This window comes from Actinosynnema sp. NPDC050436 (genome assembly GCF_040655415.1).
In the GTDB taxonomy this organism is placed as follows: Bacteria; Actinomycetota; Actinomycetes; order Mycobacteriales; family Pseudonocardiaceae; genus Actinosynnema.
The window spans coordinates 58,748-76,392 of sequence record NZ_JBFAJV010000002.1 but is presented as its reverse complement, the minus strand read 5'-3'; the positions used below and the strand labels follow the sequence as shown (position 1 = coordinate 76,392).

Sequence of the window (17,645 nt, the reverse complement as noted above, 5' to 3'; positions counted from 1 at the left end):
GCGCACTCGAGCGTATTTGTCCTCTATGAATACACAAAGCGCGGTCGACGGTCGGAGGGCATTCCACCGGCATTCCACCGGTGTTTCCGCGCCGAGACGTGCGACGGCCCCTGCGGACCGGGGTCCGCAGGGGCCGTCGACTGCGCGGAATCAACAGCTCGAGCAGCACCCGCAGCCGGGACCGGTGCACCCGCCGCAGCAGCCGCAGCTGCCGGCCGCCGGGACCTGTTCCGTGGTCGTGATCTCTACCGCCATCGTGGCCTCCGAGTGATCGCGTGGGCATCCAGCTAGTGGCACGGTATGACGGCACCCACGGTGCGCCCTACCGCCGGCCGTGGGAAGAGCAGTCACCCGTTCGCGGAACAATTGTCATCTGGATGTCGCACTGCGTGGCCCTATTTCAGCCGGTCAGCTCATCCAATGCGCGCTGGGCGGCCTCCAACTCCGCGCGGAGTTGTTCGACGCGCGCCAAGTGCCGTTCCCGAGCGGCGCTCAAAACCGTCTCCACGGCCTCGTCGACTTCCGGCAGGAGCAGCTTCGCGGCCTGCGCCACGGCGGACGCCGCGATCGGGGCGTTCTTGAGCACCCGCTTCGCGCCGGTCTGCACGTCCACGGTCCACTCCCCCTCGGCGGTGGAGGTCAGCGTGACGGTGACCTCGGCCGGCTTGGGCTGCTTGCGGCCGGCGGCGCGGGCGGGCGCGGCTGCCGGGGTGGCGGCGGGTGCGGGCTTGGGTGCGGGCTTCGGGGGCACGGGCTTGGGCTCCGGGGTGTAGAGGTGCTCGATCGGGGCGGGTGCGGCGGCCACCGGCTCCGGCCGGGGTGGCGGCGGGGGCGTCTTGCGGCGCGGCGCGGGCTTCTTCAGGGTGAGCTCACCGGGCGAGAACGACAACTCGTCCTTGTCGCCCGTCGGCCGCACCTGGATGTAGTCGCCCTCCGGCGGGTCGGTGAACGCGAGCACCTTCGCCGACCTGCCCGCCTCGACGCCGACCGCCGCCGAGGTGAACCACACCACGGGCGGGCGGCCCTCGGCGAGCTCCGCGCGCAGGTGGTCGAGGTCCTCGGCCGACAAGGAACTCTGCTTCGCCTTCGCCATCGGGCACCTCCACTGCCGATCATGTTCCGTCGCGTGCAGCTTGCCCTACGGCACCGACAATTCCGCGAGCCGGCCGGGACGGGGCACCCACTGTGCCGACAGACGAGCGGAGAACGCAAGCAAGACCGCACGACGACCCCACCGTCCACAGTGGACCAACCGCCCCCGCGAGCGGTACGCGGTCACTCCTCCGCCCACCCCTCGGTTCACCGCGACACGGCGGCACCGCCACCGGGAATTTGATCGTCCATAGTGGACTGAAAGGGAACGGTCGGCGCTGCCCGCAGCGGCAGGAGCGGCCGGGGGCGGGGTCTCCGGGGTCAGTCCTCGACGCGGAGGCGGTACTCGCAGCCGTACTCGACGGCGTACTGGAGGTCGTAGTGGTGCACGATCTTCGGCCCGCCGTGCAGGTGCACGTGGGTGAGCGTCGGCTTGGGAGCCTCCGGCGGAGTGCTCACCGAGTCGACCCGACCGTCCAGCGGACCGCCGACGAACCGCACCACGTAGGCACCCGCCACGGCCGACCTCCTCGCTCCAGCGTCGACGCCCATGGTACGAGAGGTGTAGTCGGATCGCGGCTGAACCGCTGCGACATCTAGCCGGTTGGCCCAAACCAGTGCTCCGCCAGGCCGTCCAGGGTGGTCGCCCCGGTCGGCACCTCGCGCAGGTACCACGGCAGGTTCGAGTAGACGTGCAGGAGCGCGTACGCCATGACCCGGCGCGGGTCGACCTCGCGGCCGTAGCCGGCCCGCAGCGCGGCGTTCGCGTCCCCGTCGCCCCGGGTGAGGAAGACGCCCGTGGCGACGAACTCGTACTCCCGGGCGGCGCGCATGGCGGGCTCGAAGTCGACCAGGCCGGACAGCCGGCCGTCCCGGACGAGCAGGTGCGCGCTCATCACCTCGGTGTGCGTGAGGACCAGGTCCGGGTCCGACAGGTCGACGGAGGCCAGGAAGTCCGGGATCTGCTCCAACCAGGCCGGTGCCAGGCCCCGGCCCTCCTGACGGGCGGCGCACCCGGCCGCCTGCCGCGCGACGAACGCGCCCCAGTCGGCGGGGTGCGCGACCGGCGGGGTGATCGTGTGCAGCACCGCCAGCGCCTCGCCGACCTGCCGGGCGACGTCCCGCCGCCCCGTGCCGTCGAGGCCGGGCCAGACGTCGACCAGGCTCGTGCCGTGCAGCCGGGACATGTGGACGTAGCCCCAGCCGCCGAACTCCCCGGCACCGAGGACCTCGGGCGTGGCCACCGGCAGCCGGCCGGCGACGGCGTCGAGCACGTCCCGCTCGGTGGCGACCTCGCCGGCGTACACGGCGGGGAAGAGCTTGAGGACGTGGCGCGCGCCCACCGCGTAGACGGGCAACGACCCGTCCGCGAACCGCTCGACCGCGCCGTCGAGGCCGAGGTGGCGGCACAGCGCGTCGACGGCGGGCCGCAGCACCCGCTCGTCCGCCGCGATCCGTTCGAACTGGGCTTCGGTCTCCGCTACCGGGAACAAGTCCACGCGCGCGAGACTAACCGCCGACCGGTTCCCGGTGAACCGGTTATTCCACCCCGCAAGTAGCGGTCCCGATCGCGTGTGATTTACTGCGCCGGACCTTGAAAAGCACCGTCATCTTGGGCGAAGAGGTCATCCACCCATGTCCGATTTAGTGGAGTTCTCATGGTTCAGAACCGAGGCGGAGAGGGCGGCGAGAGCGGGGACAAGTAGTCCCCGTTCGCTTCCCACCGGAGGAACCCGGCTATGCACGCCATGCATAGTCGGGCCCATCGGGAATGAATTGACCGCCGACGCCGGCGGTGCTTCCCTCACGACGATCCGGCACGGTCGACGGGCGCGGACTTCCGGACGCCCGAACGCGCCGGTCAGGGGAGGGTCGGATGCTGGAAAAACTGATCTCCGCAGTGGACTGCCACCTGGCCGACAAGGGCCTGCCTGGCTTGATCAAGGCAACCGGAGGGCTGCTCGCGTTCGGCAGCGTGCTCGGGGCGTCCTTCGGCTCGGCGGTCGTCACCGCCGCATTCCTGCTGGCCGGGGCGCTGTGCGTGGTGGGTGCGCTGGCCGTGCTCGCCCGCAGCCGGGCGGTGGTGCACACCAAGCTGCTCGACCGCGAAGAACTGGTCGGCCACTACTGCGACCTCATCTACGACGAGATCCAGCCGCTGTGGCGGATCGACCGCTGGGAGGAGACCGCCGAGGTGGCCCCGAATGGAGACGTGTGCGCCTCGATACTCGTCCACGCATTCGTCCAGCGCGACCAGCTCGGGTTCTACCGGGTCCGCCTGGGACCGAATTTTCCGCAGGCACCCGCGGTGCGCCGGAAAGTACAGGTCGACGTCACGGGCATCGAGGTCGGTGAATTCCGGGGAGATCAATGCGAACGCACGTCCCGGTGGCTCGCCGATGGACGGCTGGAGGTGCTCGTGCACTTCCCCGCCGACGCTCCCCGAAAAGGTGAGGAAGTAATTCTGCGGTTCGAGGTGCGGTGGCCGGGTAAAGCAGCCCCGCTGATGCTCGGGCGGACGGACGAGTTCGTGATGAAGATGGGCAACCCGCTGGCCTACCTGCGCTACCGGGTGACGCTGCCCGCCGGGGCCTCGCTGCGCGCGACCCCGGTCGACCTGGACGCGGAGAAGGACGCCTACCGGCTCACCACGACGACCACGAGCGGCGGGCGGCCGGTGGCCGAGCTGGTCGCCCACGACATCGCCGCCGACCGGCGGTTCGGGATGCGGCTGGAACTCGCGTAGCCCGACCGCTCGCGCGGTTCCGACGGGAGTGCCGCGACCAGCGGTGCCGGCGGATGTCGGAAGGGCGCGCGGGATCAGTCGGCGCGGCGGACTTCCACCGAGCGCTGGTCGGCGGTCGGGAGCGGGCGGTGGGACCAGCGGCGCACACGGGCCTCGTAGAGGGACCTGGACAGCGGGCCGGTGGCCACCGCCGCCACGTCGGCCAGGCCGGGGCGGACGCCGATGCGGGCCATCGACCGCAGGTGCGCGACGGTCGTGCGCTGCCGGTCGCTGCCCCGGTCGAAGCGCCGCCACCGGCGGGCGTGGTCGCCGGGCGTCCGGGCCAGCTCCACCGCGAACGCCAGCCGGGCCCGGCGCACCCGCACCGTGGCGTCCGGCTCGGACCGGTCGAACTTGCGGTTCGCCGGGTCGTCGCAGAACCGGTGCGCCAGCCGCACGTCCTCCGGCTCGCCGGAGCCGGTGCGGGTCGCCACCGGCGCGGCCGGGTGGCCCACGGGCCACTCCAGGTCGGCCTTGAGCCCGCACCACCGGCACAGCAGGCCGTCCCGTTCCGCCAGGGCGAGCACCCTCCTCCGGGCCACCGGCAGGCGGGGCAACACGGGCAGGGGCGCCGCGACACGGATGACGAACTCCATACCCCGAACGCTACAAGCGCCCGCCGCCGATCGGCCGCGATCTTCGTCCGCGAGGCGGAAAGTTCGGCGGAGGTGATCGGCTCGACTGATCACCTGCGCCACCCGCGCGCGCCGTCCCCTACCGCTCGTCCCCGCCGATCAGCCGGTCCCCGCACACCCCTGATCGAGCCGTACCCCGTACGTGGGTCCGGCCTCGCGGTCTGCGGGCGGGCTCGCGGGACCACCCGCGAGGCGGTCCTGGAGGGTGGCGTGGCGGAACTGGTAGACCGGGCCCACCAGGCGCACCAGGTGACGGGTGCGCGCGCCTTCGAGGAACCTCAGCAGCCGCAACGGTGTCCGGTAGCGCGCCCACAGGTACGCCTGGGCGACCGAGGCCCGCCAGGCCGACGACCCGTCGATCCACATCGACAGCGCACCGACCGCGCCGAACAACCCACACCACAGGCCGGCCTCCCACCCGACCAGCCCGCCGGCGCCGAGGCCGACCACCGCCATCACCGCACCAGCCGACCACACGGCGGCCCAGTCGCTGCGGACCGCCCGCAGCGGGTTGCTCTCGACCACGGCGGCCTTGTCGACCACCACGTCCACCAGCGCGCCCGCCAGGCCCAGCGCGGCACCGACGACGAATCCCGGCAGGAACAGCCCGAACGTCCCGTCGACCACCAGCGTCGCGGAACCGAGCACCACGCCGAAGAGGGGAACGGCGGCCAAGCCCCACAGCCGTGACCGCTTGAACCTCCACGGGCCACGGCCGAGCAGCGGGCGTTGCGGTGGCTTCACCGGGCTGGCGAACGCCCGCAGCCACGGCGGGACGCGCGCGTGCAGGCGACCCACCACCACCATCGCCGCCCATCGGAGGAACGCGACGAGGTAGGCAAGGGCGAAGGCGACCAGGAAGGCCGCGGTGAAGATCGCCAGCGGGTAGGTCGCCAGCATCGGGGCCGCCGCATCGATGCTCGTCAGGGCGAGAAAGAGCCCGAGGGCGAACAACGCGGAGAACCCGCACGCCGTGGGCAGGAAGGCGAGCAGGCTGAACAGCGGCAGCGGCACCCACTCGGGCAGCTTCCACCAGGCCAGGTCCCGCGTCCCGCGCGCGGTCAGGTGGGTGGCGACGACGGCCAGCGCGGACCGCGCCCGCTCCGGCGAGCACGGCGGTGGCGGTTCGCCGGGCCGGGGCGTGTAGGCGGACCGGACCGCCTCGTCCAGCAGGTGGTCCACGACGGCCTGCGCCGTGCGGAACTCGCGGACGTCCAGCAGCCGGTCGACGGGTGCGGTGGCCGGGTGGACGTCTCGGAGCAGCCCGAACCCGAGCGGTGTGGTCAGCGCCTGCGCCACCGGGCACCCCGGTTCGTCGGCGACGGCGGCGGCCACCGCCTGCCACGCCGCAGGTGCCGGTTCGGTCAGGTGGCGCAGGAGGTGGTCGGCCACGTCCGCCGGGCGCAGCGGCTCCAACTGGACCGCGACGGCCCCCACGAACGGCTGGTGCGCCGCAGCGTCGACCAGCTCGCTCGTCCGGGACAGCAGCACGACCCGCACGTCGGCCTGGGCGCTGAGCGCGCGCAGGGCGGCGGCCCTGGTCTGCGGCGGCACCTCGTCCAGGCCGTCGAGGAACAGCGCGACCCGCTTGGCGCGCAACAACCGCGCGGCCTGCTCCGTCCCGCGACGCCCGCGCGACAGCCCGGACCCGGCCAGTTTCCCGACCACCCAGTCGGCGAGCGGCACGGTCGTCGGGTCCCAGTCGGCCAGCGTCGTCAACACCGGCACCGGCACCTCGGCCCGCACGCCGGGGTCGACCTGGTCGCGGTAGCGCAACGCGTCGAGCAGGAGCAGCACGGCGGTGGACGACTTCCCGGCCCCGGGCCCGCCGACGACGACCAGCCGACCCGACGGCAGCCCGCCGTAGAGCCGGTGCAGCGAGTTCCTGGTGCCGTTGCGCAACTTCCCGGCGGTCACCCGGACCAACCCGGGCAACGGCTCGAACGGCGGACGCCCGCCCCGGTCCCCCACGGCCGCCACCACCGGCCCGGCCACCGGCTCGGTGCTGCGCCGCCACCGGACCGGCAGCGGGGCGGGCTGCACCAGCCCCCGGTCGGCGGCGGCCTGCTCCCACTGCGCGCGCAGGTGCAGCGCGAGCCGGTCGGTCAGCTCGTCGAGGTCGGGCGGGTCGACGGGCCGGACGGCTTTGACGACCAGGTCGCCGACCACGATGACCAGCCCGACAGCCGCCAACACGAACTGCCCGAACCCACTGGCGTTCGCCCGCTCCCCGCTGTCGAGCAGGGTGACCGCGAGCACCCACCAGCCCAGCCCCACCACGACCAGGACCCACGCGAACAGCAGAAGACGTCGACGCACACCCGTACATCGCCCCCACCGCACCACACGTGACACAGCCGCCCTTGGTCGGTCTCCGGCTTGTTGACCTCATCGAGGATGTCCTGACTCACCTGGGCGGCGATAGGCTTGAAGGCCGGGTCAGACTCGTGCGCGAGGCGGGCCGCCGTCTCCGAGCCCTATCAGTAACGCGAACACCGACCCGCGCGAATGACCCTCCATGCGTGTCATAGCGGCCTTCGTCGTGGCAGCCCTGCTCACCGCCTGCTCCGAGGGCGAACCCACGGCCGTGCCGTCCTCGTCGTCGGCCGCGACGAGGACGATCACCGCAACCGCCGCACCTACCAAACTGGCTCCGCTGTGGGAGAAACGGCTCCCCGCCCTGTCACCACGCAGCGCGTGCCCGAGCGAGGCCATGTTCAAGCCCGACTGCCTCCAGGCCATCCTGGACTTCCGCAAGACGATCGAGGAGATCGGCGACCAGGCCGACGCGATGGACAACCGCTACGTGGTGGTGGAGCGGGCCGTGGGGGAGGTCGGCGAGGCGATCGAGGAGTGGACCACGGTGTGCGTGACCACTCCGGCGGGCAGCAGTGAACGCGTCCGGTGCTTGCAGCCGTGGAACACGGTGCTGACAGGAAGCGAGAAAATCCTGCTTGCGATCCACAAGGTCGAAAGCTCCTGACCGGATGGCCAACATCCGTTGCTGGGGCAGCCGCATAACGGCCATCGGGCTGGCCGACTTCTGGTAGGGCTTGATAAGCCCGGCCAGCCCGCGGTGTCCTGTGACAGGCCGCGCCGCTTGCGGATCACGCGGACGCGCTGACCCGAGTTCCAGCGGCTTCGCTCCCGTGCTGTCCGCATCGGCACCTCCCGGCCGCTTCCGACGGTAGCCGGGTCGAGTCGGCTCATCATTCAGGTGACGGGGTGCCCGACTCCCCACCAGTTGACCTGCAGAGCCGCAGCGGCTCAGCGCTCACGCCGCCGATTTCCCCGCTCGAAGTCGTTCAGCGCACGAGCGTGTCGATCCATCGCCCGCGCCTGCGTCCTCAGCGCGTCTGCGTGCCGGGGCAGCCGCGATGATTTTCCTCCAGCCAACGGGTGTACTTCGTCAGCGCTGCGGTGCGTTCTCCGCATCCAGATTTGCCCGGCGCAGCTCGAAGAAGGCCGCCAGCCCGACGTCCAGCGGCGACAGCGCCAGCAGCTCGGTACGCTCGGCTCCGGTCGCCTGGTAGTCCCGACTCCGCGCACCCAGCGCCTTGTGCAGGTAGTCGTCAGCCTCGTACCCAGCGTCGGTAGGCATTCCCACTGGTCGAGCCTGGCGCGCGGCACGAACGCCGGAACTGCCCGTTCGGGTCGTCATCCGGTCACGCACACCTGCACCGCCACACGATCGGATTGAGGAGGCCGTGGCCCGTTCCTACGATCAACCTGGCGCACAACCACAACGCCGTGAGTGAGACGACGAGCGGGCCGCTGTTCACACGGTGCGCGAGGCGGCGGAGATCTTACGCGTGAGCGCCGCCACGCCCTACCGCGCGATCCGGGACGATGCCTTCCCTGCGGTGAAGATCCGTACCCGATACATCGTCCCGAGCAAAGCGATGGAGGCCATGGCGTCCGGCGCGACGGAGACCGGTGCGGTACTCGACGAGGCCGCGATGGTCGGCAGCGGCGTACCGAGCAGGTGCAGGCGCAGCGCCGGCGGGTGAGCGTCCTGACGGCATTGCGCTACAAGGCCACAGCTCCGACTTCACTCGCCTACACGACATCCGAAGCAAGCCCACTACTCCAGATGTCGTATAGCTTGAGATGGGCTCTCTTGACGTTGAAATGACCCACCTGACAAGTCCTGACCTGCACAGAAGCTGCTATCAGCGCCGACAGATGCCTGCGTAGCACCAGCCTGAGTGTGATATAGAACACATGCCGGGTGCATGGCGTCACCCCAAAGGGAGTAATCGCAAGCGTGTACACGCGCTAAGCTCATGGAGCGCGACCCCGTCCGACGAAAGAGCCCCTGGGCTCGGCTTCCGCCTAGTTGGCCGGGGGTTCGTGCTTTCTGGATCAGTAGTAGGCCTGCGTGCCGGACCTGAAGAGGTCGTACTCGCTGCACACCTTGTCCTTGATCAACTTGAGACTCCGATCGTCGCCGCGTTCCCAAGCACGCATGACTGCCCACGTACAGTAGTCAACTGCTTGCAGACCGAAGTCGGACTCGTCCCGCCAGAAGGCCAGGGTGCGCTTCACGCGGAACGGCAAGCACTGGGTCATCACGTCCTCGATGGCTCCGCGGAACGCGGCACGCCCCTTCTTGGTCCCGATGGACGCCGCGACGACCAGTAGTTCGTCGTTAACCTGCAGGGTCCGAGGCGCGAGGTACTTGAGGTGGTAGTACCAGGCGTAGCGGAAGAACGTGGGGTCGTCCGGCCTGATCTTCGGCTGGGCTTTCGGTTTGTCGACCAACGTGACGTCCACTCGGAAGTCGATCGGCTTCAACGCCTCGAAAACCGTGTCTCTGACGTGCTGACTGTCGGTGGTCGCGTGGAAGGTCGAGTCGAGGCCGTGCCGCGCCCAGGCCAGTTCATCCCTCGCGGTGGCAAGAGCTTGGCGCAGCTTGCCCAGCTCCGGCTCCTCGATCAGCAGGGTGCCCACAGCGAAGTACCGGCTGACCTGCGGGGCAGCGCGGAACTGGAGGTCTCCGCTCTCATCCGAGAACAGGTACCGACGAGCCATCCGGCCCCCTTGCTGATCACTCTGGGTGGTGGCCTAGCAGACTACTCCGAGAATCCGGCGATCCCGGACACCCCGGAGGGGCACAAGACCATCCCTCATCCCGAGCCGCATCCCTCGCCCCGGCTCGCATACGTAAGCCGCACGTCAACAGGGTGCGGCACAACCGTCCTTTTCCGTGCTCTTCGCACGCCTCTAGTCCGGCCCGTAGGACTACAGCCCGACGCCCCGCATTGGGTTGTCGCGCCACTTGTCCACCGCGCACCCAGCCAAGCACGACCGGCGAGGACCCTTTCCAGCGTCCATGCGCAGCGATCACCGAGACCGGCACCCCGGCCGGGTAAGCGGAGGTGGCCCGCCAGCGCGCAGCAAGTGCGCCGAGTACGACTCGGCGTCAGGCAGCCCGGCCCGGCCGACGGCAGCCTTGACGATTGTCGCCACGGCGTTCGTGCTCAAATTCCCGCCGATCCTGCTGTGCCGGTCGACCGACCGCAGCAGCCGCTCGTCGGTGACGCCGCGTTCGGCAAGCGCGTCCGTCCACGCCTTGACCACGCGGACCGGGTCGGTGTCGGGTGGCTGCCGCGCGGGATAGCGACCTCGACGCGGAGGGCGGGCTGGTCGGTCTCGACTTGCGGACCAGTACCTCCAAGCCCGTCGGCGGTCTCACGCAAGCCGGACAACTCCAGTTCGCTATGGCGGCCCATCATCGCCAAGCCGAGTACGAGCACGGCTCGGTCACACAGGCCCGTCTGCGTGGCCGGGTCGCAGGCGTCGATCATCAGTCGCAGCGACTCGTTGATGACCGGCGGGGCCTTGCGCGCTCGCCGGATTGGGCGAGTCAACGGCGGTGGAGACGAAACACCAAACGCGCACCTTCGGTGTCGGAGCTGTTCGGATGCCCAGCGACGCGGTGCAGGCTCCGGATGGCGGTCACGGCCTGCTCGATGGTCGAGGGTGCCTTATCCGAGTCAGCCAGGCAGGAGACGCACTCGGGTCAGGGTCTCCGCGGTCGCGGGCAGCGGCCGTGCCACGGACCAGTCGCCGAACTCCTCAGCGATCCGCGAGTACGCGCACGTGTTGTGCAGCACCGCCTCGCGCAGCCGGCGACGGGTCGAGTCGGAAGGCGACCGGTCGGCGAGTCGGTGCGACTCAACCTCTTCCCCGATACCGCCCAGGTCATCCGGCGAGTGGACGCTGTGCCAGTGCCCGCGAGACGTGAGAGCGACCTGTCCCCTCGGCGCTAGTTGCGCTTCCGGGACGGTTGGACGCGGGGCGGTTCGCCGGGCATCTTCGGGTAGTCCGGGGGGTACGGCATTTCGCCGCGTTCGTCGGATTCGTACCAGTCGAGCAGGGTTTCCAGCCCGTACGCCTCGGCGTCCAGGCCGGCGTGGGGGTCGCCGTGTTCGGCCAGGTACGCCGGGACGGTCAGGACGTCGAAGTCGTCCGGGTCCACTGTGGACAGCCTGTCCCACGTCACCGGGGTGGAGACGGTGGCGCGCGGGGTGCCTCGGACGGACCACGCGGAGGCTATGGTGCGGTCCCGGGCGGCCTGGTTGTAGTCCAGGAAGACCTTCTCGCCGCGTTCCTCCTTCCACCACGACGTGGTGGCCAGGTCCGGGGCGCGGCGCTCGACCTCGCGGGCCAGGGCGATCACGGCGTGCCGGACGTCGATGAAGTCCCACTCCGGGCGGATGCGCACGGCGACGTGGATGCCGCGTCCGCCGGAGGTCTTCGGGTAGCCGGTGAGGCCCAGTTCGCCGAGCACCTCGCGCAGCACCAGCGCGACCTTCACCGCGTCGCCGAAGTCGGTGCCCGGTTGCGGGTCGAGGTCGACGCGGAGTTCGTCCGGGTGGTCGGTGTCCGCCCGGCGGACCGGCCACGGGTGGAAGTCGAACGTGCCGAGGTTGGCGGCCCACGCCAGGACGGCGGGTTCGGTCGGGCACACCTCGTCGGCGGACCGGCCGGACGGGAACGTGATGCGCGCCGTCTGCACCCAGTCGGGCGCGCCCTTGGGCAGCCGCTTCTGGTAGAACGCCTCGCCGGTCACGCCGTCCACGTACCGCTTGAGCGTCGTGGGCCGCTCGCGCAGGACGCCCAGCAGCGGTTCCGCGACGGCGAGGTAGTACTCCACGACCTGGAGCTTGGTGATGCCGCGCTCGGGGAAGTACGGCTTGTCGGGGTTGGACACCCGCACGACCCGCTCACCGACGGTCAGCTCAACAGCCTTGGCAGCCACGCGGCGAGCCTAACCCGCACCGCCCGCCCTCGCCGGAAGATCACGGACCGGCGCGACGGGGCGACCCCGGGTGGCGCAGGGCGAGGCCGTCGACGAAGGCGGCCAGGGCCAGTTCGAAGCTGTCGTGGTCCAGCTCCGCCGCCACGGCCGGGAGCAGGTGGGCCTTGTCCAGGTTCGGGTAGCGGTCGCGGTAGGCGGCCTGGTCGGGGGAGAAGCCGCTGGAGAACGTGCTCAGCGCCGCGCCGAAGACCAGGTACATCAGCGACGCGGCGATCATGGTGGCCTCGCGCCGGCCCCAGCCCGCCCGGACCAGGCCGCCGTGCACCACGTCCAGCCTGCGCAGGGACGCCTCGCGGTGCGCCGGGCCGTACGCCAGGAACGGCACGATGTTCGGGTGCTCGGCCAGGGCCGCCCGGTACGAGCGGGCGCACGTGGTGAGGCCGTGCCGCCAGTCGCCGTCGGCGAAACCGCCGACGTCGACCCGCTCCAGGATCTCGCCGGCCAGTTCGTGCAGCAGGTCGTCCTTGGTGGTCACGTGCCCGTACAGGGACGCCGCGCGCACGCCCAGCTCGGCGGCCAGCTTGCGCATCGACAGGCCGTCCAGCCCGTCCCGGTCGATGATGGCCAGGGCGGTGGCGCGGATGCCGGAGGCGCTCAGGATCGGTGTCCTCGGCATGGGTCGGCTCCTCTTGCCTCGGGTTCGGGTGCGCCCTACGTTGGGAAACCTAACACCGTTCGTTGAGGAGGCCACCGGGGTGGATCTGCGACTTTCCGACGAGCACCGCGACCTCAAGGCACTCGCGCACCGGTTCGCCGAGGAGCGGATCGCCCCGCACGCCGCGCGCTGGGACCGCGACGAGGCGATCGACCGCGACCTGGTGCCGGCGCTCGGCGAGGTCGGGTTCCTCGGCTTGGGCGTACCCGAGCAGGACGGCGGCTCGGGCGGCGACCACCTGGCGTACTGCCTGGTCCTCGAAGAGCTGGCGCGGGCCGACTCGGCGGTGCGCGGCATCGTCTCGGTGTCGCTGGGCCTGGTCGGCAAGACGATCGCCCGGCACGGCACCGACGAGCAGCGGCGGCGGTGGCTGCCGGACCTGTGCGCGGGCCGCGCGCTGGGCTGCTTCGGCCTCACCGAGCCCGGCACCGGGTCGGACGCCGCGTCGCTGGCCACCACCGCGCGGCGGGACGGCGGCGGCTGGGTGCTGGACGGCACGAAGGTGTTCATCACCAACGGGACGTGGGCGGACGTGGCGCTGGTGTTCGCCCGCACCGGCGGTCCGGGCCCGAAGGGCATCACGGCGTTCCTGGTGCCGACCGGCTCCCCCGGCTTCGCCGCGCGCGAGATCAGGGGCAAGCTCGGGATGCGCGGCCAGGCCACCGCCGAACTGGCCCTGGACGACGTGCGGGTGCCCGACGACTGCCGGATCGGCGACGAGGGCGGCGGGTTCCGGCTCGCCATGGCCGCGCTGGACCGGGGCCGGATGTCGGTGGCCGCCGGGTGCGTCGGGGCCGCGCGCGGCGCGCTGGAGGTGAGCCTGCGCTACGCCAAGGAGCGCGAGCAGTTCGGCAAGCCCATCGCCGGGTTCCAACTGGTGCAGGAGCTGCTGGCGGACATGGCGGTGGAGACCGACGCGGCCCGCCTGCTCACGTGGCGGTGCGCGGACCTCGCGGACCGGGGCGAGCCGTTCGGGACCGAGGCGTCCATGGCCAAGCTGTACGCCTCGGAGGCCGCCGTGCGGGTGGCGAACAACGCGATCCAGGTGTTCGGCGGCTACGGCTACGTGGACGAGTACCCGGTCGGCAAGTACCTGCGCGACACCAGGGTCACGACCCTCTACGAGGGCACCAGCCAGATCCAGAAGCTGCTCATCGGCCGCGCGCTGACCGGGACCAGCGCGTTCGCCTAGGTCCCAGCGGTTCCAGCGGTTCCAGGAGGAGGACGTCATGGACTTCACGCTCGACGACGAGCAGAAGGAGATCCGCGACTGGGTGCGGACCTTCGTGCGCAAGGAGATCCTGCCGCTGGAACCCGACGTGCTGCGCCGCGAGCGCGCGGGCGAGCCGGGCCTGCCGCGCGAGGAGCTGAAGGCGTTGCAGGACAAGGCCAAGAAGGCCGGGTTCTTCGGCGTGCTCACGCCGCAGGAGTACGGCGGGATGGGGCTGGGCGCGGTGATGACCGCGCTGGTCGAACAGGAGCTGGGGCGCAGCTTCGTGCCGTTCCGGTTCGGCGGCCACGCCGACAACATCCTGTTCCACGGCAACGAGGAGCAGCGCACCCGCTACCTGCTGCCGACCATCTCCGGCGAGCGGGTGTCGTGCTTCGCCATCACCGAGCCGGGCGCGGGGTCGGACGCCAAGGCCATCCGCACCTCCGCCCGGCAGGACGGCGACGACTGGGTGATCACCGGCGAGAAGACGTTCATCACCCAGGGCAACGAGGCCGACTTCGCCATGGTGTTCGCGGTGACCGACAAGGAGAGGGGCGCGGACGGCGGCGTCACGTGCTTCCTGGTCGACCGGGAGATGGGCTGGCGGTCCGAGCCCATCCCGACCATGGGCGAGTGGGGCCCGGCGGCGCTGGTCTTCGACGGGGTGCGGGTGCCTCGGGCGAACGTGCTGGGCGAGGTCGGGCAGGGCTTCCGGCTGGCCATGCAGTGGATCGGCCAGGGCCGCTACCTGCTGCCCGCGCGGGCGCTCGGGGCGTGCGAGCGGCTGGTGGAGATGGCCGTCGAGCAGGCCCGCAACCGGGTGACCTTCGGCAAGCCGATCGCCGAGTACCAGGCGATCCAGTGGATGCTGGCCGACTCGGCGGTGGAGGTCGAGGCGCTGCGCTGGCTCGTGCTGCACGCCGCGTGGCTGGTCGACCGGGGCGCGGACTCGCGGCAGGCGCAGAGCATCGCCAAGCTGTACGGCGGGATCAAGGCGAACGAGATCGTGGACCGGGTGCTCCAGATCCACGGAGGGATGGGCTACACGCGGGAGCTGCCGATCGAGCGCTGGTACCGCGAGCTGCGGCTGCTGCGGATCTACGAGGGCACCGACGAGATCCAGCGCCGCACGATCGCCCGCAACCTGCTCAAGGGGCACGCGAAGGTCACCGGGACGCTCGGCTGAGGCGACACCGGGACGGCCACCCCGAAGGGGGTAGGGCTGCCCCCACCCGGCCTCGGGTGCGCACACCAGGGACTCTGCGTCCACCGCCGGCCACGATGAGTACATGCGATCACGACCCGCAGTCTTCGAGTCGGACCTGACCCGGGAGCGCGTCACGACCGGCGCCGGCACGTTCGACGCCATTGCGACCGGTCCGGTGACCGGGCGCAAGGTGCTGCTGCTGCACGGCGTGCCGGAGTGCGGCATCGAGTGGCGACACCAGCTGCGCGCGCTCGCCGCGCACGGCTACCGGGCGGTCGCGCCGGACCTGCGCGGCTACTCGCCGGGCGTGCGACCCCGTGACGTGGCGGCCTACCGGCTGGAGCACGCCGTGCAGGACGTGCGCGACATCGCGGACGCGCTGGGCTGGAAGCGGTTCGACCTGGTCGGGCACGACTGGGGCGCGCTCGCGGCGTGGATCGCCGCCGCCCGCTACCCGTTGCGGATCCGGACGCTGACGGCGGTGTCGGCGCCGCACCCCGGCGCGCTGGCGCACGCCCTGCGGACCGACCCGGACCAGCAGCGGCGGTGGTCGGCCCTGGACCACCTGCGCACGCCGGGCGTGGCGGAGCGGGAGCTGCTGGCGGACAACGCGGCGCGGCTGCGGGCCGGGTGGCCGGCGGCGATCCCGCAGGAGCGGGTGAACCAGTACGTGCGCAGGCTCAGCGAGCCGGGCGCGTTGACGGCGGCGCTGAACTGGTACCGGGCCAACGACCTGACCGGGACCTTCCGCCCGGTGTCGGTGCCGACCCGGTTCCTGTGGGGCGAGGACGACGAGGTCGTCGGGCCGGAGGCGGTGCAGAACACCGGCCGGTGGGTGACCGGGCCGTACTGGTTCGAGGTGCTGGCGGGCACCGGGCACTTCGTGCCGGAGGAGGCCGCCGAGGAGACGACCCTGCACCTGCTGGACCACCTGGCGACCCACTGAGCGGTCGACGGCGGCCGGTGCGCGGTCAGTCGGCGGTCGACGCCTCGAGCGCCTCGGCGGTGGCCAGGCCGGTGAGCATCTGCGAGCACACGCGGGCCAGGTGCCTGCGCATCACCTCGGACGCCCTGACCGGGTCGGCGGCGGCGATGGCGGTGACCAGGGCGTCGTGGTCGTCCAGCGACGCGTGCTGGTGCGGCGGGTCGTCGCGCAGACCGCTGCGCAGCAGGACCACCCGCTGCTGCACCAGCCGCACCTGCCCGGCGATCTGCGGCGAGCGCGCGGCGTCCAGCAGTGCCTGGTGGAAGGCCAGGTCCAGGCGGTGGGGGAAGCGCTCACCCGCCTGGTAGGTGCGCCGCGACTCGGCGCACACCTCCCGCAGCAGGACGATGTCCGCCTCGGTCCGCCGGGTCGCCGCCAGTTCGGCCGCCGCGCACTCCAGCGCGGTGCGCAGCTCGAACAGCGCCCGCACGTCGTCGGGCGTCGCGGTGGGCACGTGCGCGCCCCGGTGCGGGACCAGGATCAGCACGCCCTCCGAGGCCAGGTGGCGGATCGCCTCGCGCAGCGGGCCCCGGCTGATGCCCAGCCGGCCGGCGAGCTCGACCTCGTTGACCCTCGTCCCGGACGGGATCTCGCCGGTCAGCACCAGTTCGCGCAGCACGTCGACGGCCTGTCCGGCCAGGCTGAGGTGCAGGGGAGGTGTCACGAAGGTCTCCCTACCACGACCGCCCGCCATGTTGTTAACTGTCGACAGTTGGCAGTTGGCTTTATCGTGGGTGGGAAGGGACGGATGATGGTGCACGCACTGGTCGCCGAGGTGTGGCGGGGCGATTTCCTGGAGTCGGTGCACCACGGCTCGGTCGTGGCGCTGGGGCCCGGCGGCGACCCGAAGTTCCTGCTCGGCCAGCCCGACCAGCTCGCCTACCCGCGCTCCTCGAACAAGCCCGTGCAGGCGCTGGCGATGCTGCGGCACGGCCTGGCGCTGGACGGCGAGCTGCTCGCCCTGGCCTGCGCCAGCCACTCCGGCGAGGACTTCCACGTCGACGGCGCGCGCCGCATCCTCGCCGCCGCCGGGCTGACCCCGGACGCGCTGCGCTGCACGCCCGACCTGCCGATCGGCGAGGCGGCGCTGCGCGAGCACCTGGCCGCCGGCCGGGGCAAGGCCCCGATCTACATGAACTGCTCCGGCAAGCACGCCGCGATGCTCGCCACCTGCGCGGTCAACGACTGGCCGACCGAGACCTACCTCGACCCGGCCCACCCGCTCCAGGTCGCCATCCGGGACACGCTGGAGGAGCTGGCCGGCGAGCGGATCGGGGCGGTCGGCGTGGACGGCTGCGGCGCACCCCTGTTCGGCATCTCGCTGGTCGGCCTCGCCCGCGCGTTCTCCCTGCTGGCCACGGCCCCGGACGGGCCGGAACGCCGGATCGCGCAGGCCATGGGCACCCACCCGGAGTGGGTCGGCGGCACCGGGAGGGACGTGACGGCGCTGATGCGCGCGATCCCCGGCTCGGTCGCCAAGGACGGGGCCGAGGGCGTCTACGCCATCGGGCTGCCCACCGGCGAGGCGGTGGCGTGCAAGATCGCCGACGGGTCGAGCCGGGCCCGCGCCGTCGTGCTGGTCGCCGCCCTGCGCCGGCTGGGCGTGGAGGCACCCGACGAGCTGGCCACCGTCCCGGTCCTCGGGCACGGCCGACCGGTCGGCGCGATCCGGCCGGCGTCCACCGTCACCGGCTGAGGGGCGGCGGACCGGCCTGGAGGCGGGTGAAAAGTCCGTTCGACCCGGTC

Annotated in this window: 17 protein-coding genes; 7 read left to right on the top strand and 10 right to left on the bottom strand. The window is 71.7% G+C overall.

The genetic code is table 11. From position 1 onward, the window contains the following. Nucleotides 1-400: 400 nt before the first annotated feature. The 3 genes from AB0I60_RS04515 to AB0I60_RS04505 form a co-directional block, all read right to left on the bottom strand. Complete coding sequence (locus AB0I60_RS04515) at nucleotides 401-1,093, bottom strand: DUF6319 family protein (RefSeq protein ID WP_360725827.1); 693 nt, start codon at nucleotides 1,091-1,093, stop codon at nucleotides 401-403. 320 nt (nucleotides 1,094-1,413) lie between these two features. Then, nucleotides 1,414-1,611: a hypothetical protein gene (locus tag AB0I60_RS04510; protein WP_360725826.1), complete on the bottom strand. Its 198-nt coding sequence runs from the start codon at nucleotides 1,609-1,611 to the stop codon at nucleotides 1,414-1,416. A gap of 77 nt (nucleotides 1,612-1,688) precedes the next feature. Continuing rightward, the gene (locus tag AB0I60_RS04505) at nucleotides 1,689-2,591 is read right to left on the bottom strand and encodes an aminoglycoside 3'-phosphotransferase/choline kinase family protein (RefSeq protein WP_360725825.1); all 903 of its coding nucleotides are present in this window, start codon (nucleotides 2,589-2,591) and stop codon (nucleotides 1,689-1,691) included. Nucleotides 2,592-2,968: 377 nt separating this feature from the next. Here AB0I60_RS04505 and AB0I60_RS04500 point away from each other — a divergent pair, with 377 nt between their 5' ends. Then, the gene (locus AB0I60_RS04500; RefSeq protein ID WP_360725824.1) at nucleotides 2,969-3,838 is read left to right on the top strand and encodes a hypothetical protein; all 870 of its coding nucleotides are present in this window, start codon (nucleotides 2,969-2,971) and stop codon (nucleotides 3,836-3,838) included. A 74-nt stretch (nucleotides 3,839-3,912) separates the two neighbouring features. On the opposite strand, the gene AB0I60_RS04495 is transcribed toward AB0I60_RS04500, so the two are convergent. Continuing rightward, on the bottom strand, nucleotides 3,913-4,473 hold the full coding sequence (locus AB0I60_RS04495; RefSeq protein ID WP_360725823.1) for a hypothetical protein: 561 nt from the start codon (nucleotides 4,471-4,473) through the stop codon (nucleotides 3,913-3,915). Nucleotides 4,474-4,611: 138 nt separating this feature from the next. Further along, complete coding sequence (locus tag AB0I60_RS04490; RefSeq protein ID WP_360725822.1) at nucleotides 4,612-6,831, bottom strand: hypothetical protein; 2,220 nt, start codon at nucleotides 6,829-6,831, stop codon at nucleotides 4,612-4,614. A gap of 223 nt (nucleotides 6,832-7,054) precedes the next feature. Between AB0I60_RS04490 and AB0I60_RS04485 the strand changes: the two genes are divergently transcribed. Beyond that, nucleotides 7,055-7,495 (top strand): hypothetical protein, encoded by a 441-nt coding sequence (locus tag AB0I60_RS04485; RefSeq protein ID WP_360725821.1) that lies wholly within the window; start codon nucleotides 7,055-7,057, stop codon nucleotides 7,493-7,495. A 426-nt stretch (nucleotides 7,496-7,921) separates the two neighbouring features. Here the strand turns inward: AB0I60_RS04485 and AB0I60_RS04480 are convergent, their stop codons facing one another. Further along, complete coding sequence (locus AB0I60_RS04480; protein WP_360725820.1) at nucleotides 7,922-8,113, bottom strand: hypothetical protein; 192 nt, start codon at nucleotides 8,111-8,113, stop codon at nucleotides 7,922-7,924. 184 nt (nucleotides 8,114-8,297) lie between these two features. Here AB0I60_RS04480 and AB0I60_RS04475 point away from each other — a divergent pair, with 184 nt between their 5' ends. Continuing rightward, a complete protein-coding gene (locus tag AB0I60_RS04475) occupies nucleotides 8,298-8,522 on the top strand; it encodes a helix-turn-helix domain-containing protein (protein WP_360725819.1) in 225 nt (74 codons plus the stop codon). Nucleotides 8,523-8,877: 355 nt separating this feature from the next. Here AB0I60_RS04475 and AB0I60_RS04470 read toward each other — a convergent pair whose 3' ends face one another. The 3 genes from AB0I60_RS04470 to AB0I60_RS04460 all read right to left on the bottom strand — a co-directional run bounded on the left by AB0I60_RS04470 (nucleotide 8,878) and on the right by AB0I60_RS04460 (nucleotide 12,455). Further along, complete coding sequence (locus AB0I60_RS04470) at nucleotides 8,878-9,546, bottom strand: DUF3800 domain-containing protein (protein ID WP_360725818.1); 669 nt, start codon at nucleotides 9,544-9,546, stop codon at nucleotides 8,878-8,880. Nucleotides 9,547-10,783: 1,237 nt separating this feature from the next. After that, complete coding sequence (gene ligD / locus AB0I60_RS04465) at nucleotides 10,784-11,779, bottom strand: non-homologous end-joining DNA ligase (RefSeq protein WP_360725817.1); 996 nt, start codon at nucleotides 11,777-11,779, stop codon at nucleotides 10,784-10,786. Between the two features lie 40 nt (nucleotides 11,780-11,819). After that, nucleotides 11,820-12,455: a TetR/AcrR family transcriptional regulator C-terminal domain-containing protein gene (locus AB0I60_RS04460; protein WP_360725816.1), complete on the bottom strand. Its 636-nt coding sequence runs from the start codon at nucleotides 12,453-12,455 to the stop codon at nucleotides 11,820-11,822. A gap of 79 nt (nucleotides 12,456-12,534) precedes the next feature. Here AB0I60_RS04460 and AB0I60_RS04455 point away from each other — a divergent pair, with 79 nt between their 5' ends. The 3 genes from AB0I60_RS04455 (at nucleotide 12,535) to AB0I60_RS04445 (ending at nucleotide 15,860) form a co-directional block, all read left to right on the top strand. Beyond that, nucleotides 12,535-13,686, top strand: a complete 1,152-nt coding sequence (locus AB0I60_RS04455; protein ID WP_360725815.1) for an acyl-CoA dehydrogenase family protein — start codon at nucleotides 12,535-12,537, stop codon at nucleotides 13,684-13,686. A gap of 37 nt (nucleotides 13,687-13,723) precedes the next feature. Beyond that, nucleotides 13,724-14,893 carry an acyl-CoA dehydrogenase family protein gene (locus AB0I60_RS04450; RefSeq protein WP_360725814.1) on the top strand — a complete coding sequence of 390 codons (1,170 nt, stop codon included), beginning with the start codon at nucleotides 13,724-13,726 and terminating at the stop codon, nucleotides 14,891-14,893. 103 nt (nucleotides 14,894-14,996) lie between these two features. After that, a complete protein-coding gene (locus AB0I60_RS04445) occupies nucleotides 14,997-15,860 on the top strand; it encodes an alpha/beta hydrolase (protein ID WP_360725813.1) in 864 nt (287 codons plus the stop codon). 25 nt (nucleotides 15,861-15,885) lie between these two features. On the opposite strand, the gene AB0I60_RS04440 is transcribed toward AB0I60_RS04445, so the two are convergent. Further along, complete coding sequence (locus AB0I60_RS04440) at nucleotides 15,886-16,563, bottom strand: GntR family transcriptional regulator (protein WP_360725812.1); 678 nt, start codon at nucleotides 16,561-16,563, stop codon at nucleotides 15,886-15,888. 87 nt (nucleotides 16,564-16,650) lie between these two features. Between AB0I60_RS04440 and AB0I60_RS04435 the strand changes: the two genes are divergently transcribed. Further along, a complete protein-coding gene (locus AB0I60_RS04435) occupies nucleotides 16,651-17,595 on the top strand; it encodes an asparaginase (RefSeq protein ID WP_360726798.1) in 945 nt (314 codons plus the stop codon). Nucleotides 17,596-17,645: the final 50 nt, after the last annotated feature.

Excerpts from the sequence above, each read along its gene's own strand:
- AB0I60_RS04515 (WP_360725827.1), bottom strand. The coding sequence starts at position 1,093 with ATGGCGAAGGCGAAGCAGAGTTCCTTGTCGGCCGAGGACCTCGACCAC.
- AB0I60_RS04500 (WP_360725824.1), top strand. The coding sequence starts at position 2,969 with ATGCTGGAAAAACTGATCTCCGCAGTGGACTGCCACCTGGCCGACAAG.
- AB0I60_RS04495 (WP_360725823.1), bottom strand. The coding sequence starts at position 4,473 with ATGGAGTTCGTCATCCGTGTCGCGGCGCCCCTGCCCGTGTTGCCCCGC.
- AB0I60_RS04480 (WP_360725820.1), bottom strand. The coding sequence starts at position 8,113 with ATGCCTACCGACGCTGGGTACGAGGCTGACGACTACCTGCACAAGGCG.
- AB0I60_RS04470 (WP_360725818.1), bottom strand. The coding sequence starts at position 9,546 with ATGGCTCGTCGGTACCTGTTCTCGGATGAGAGCGGAGACCTCCAGTTC.
- AB0I60_RS04460 (WP_360725816.1), bottom strand. The coding sequence starts at position 12,455 with ATGCCGAGGACACCGATCCTGAGCGCCTCCGGCATCCGCGCCACCGCC.
- AB0I60_RS04450 (WP_360725814.1), top strand. The coding sequence starts at position 13,724 with ATGGACTTCACGCTCGACGACGAGCAGAAGGAGATCCGCGACTGGGTG.
- AB0I60_RS04445 (WP_360725813.1), top strand. The coding sequence starts at position 14,997 with ATGCGATCACGACCCGCAGTCTTCGAGTCGGACCTGACCCGGGAGCGC.
- AB0I60_RS04435 (WP_360726798.1), top strand. The coding sequence starts at position 16,651 with ATGGTGCACGCACTGGTCGCCGAGGTGTGGCGGGGCGATTTCCTGGAG.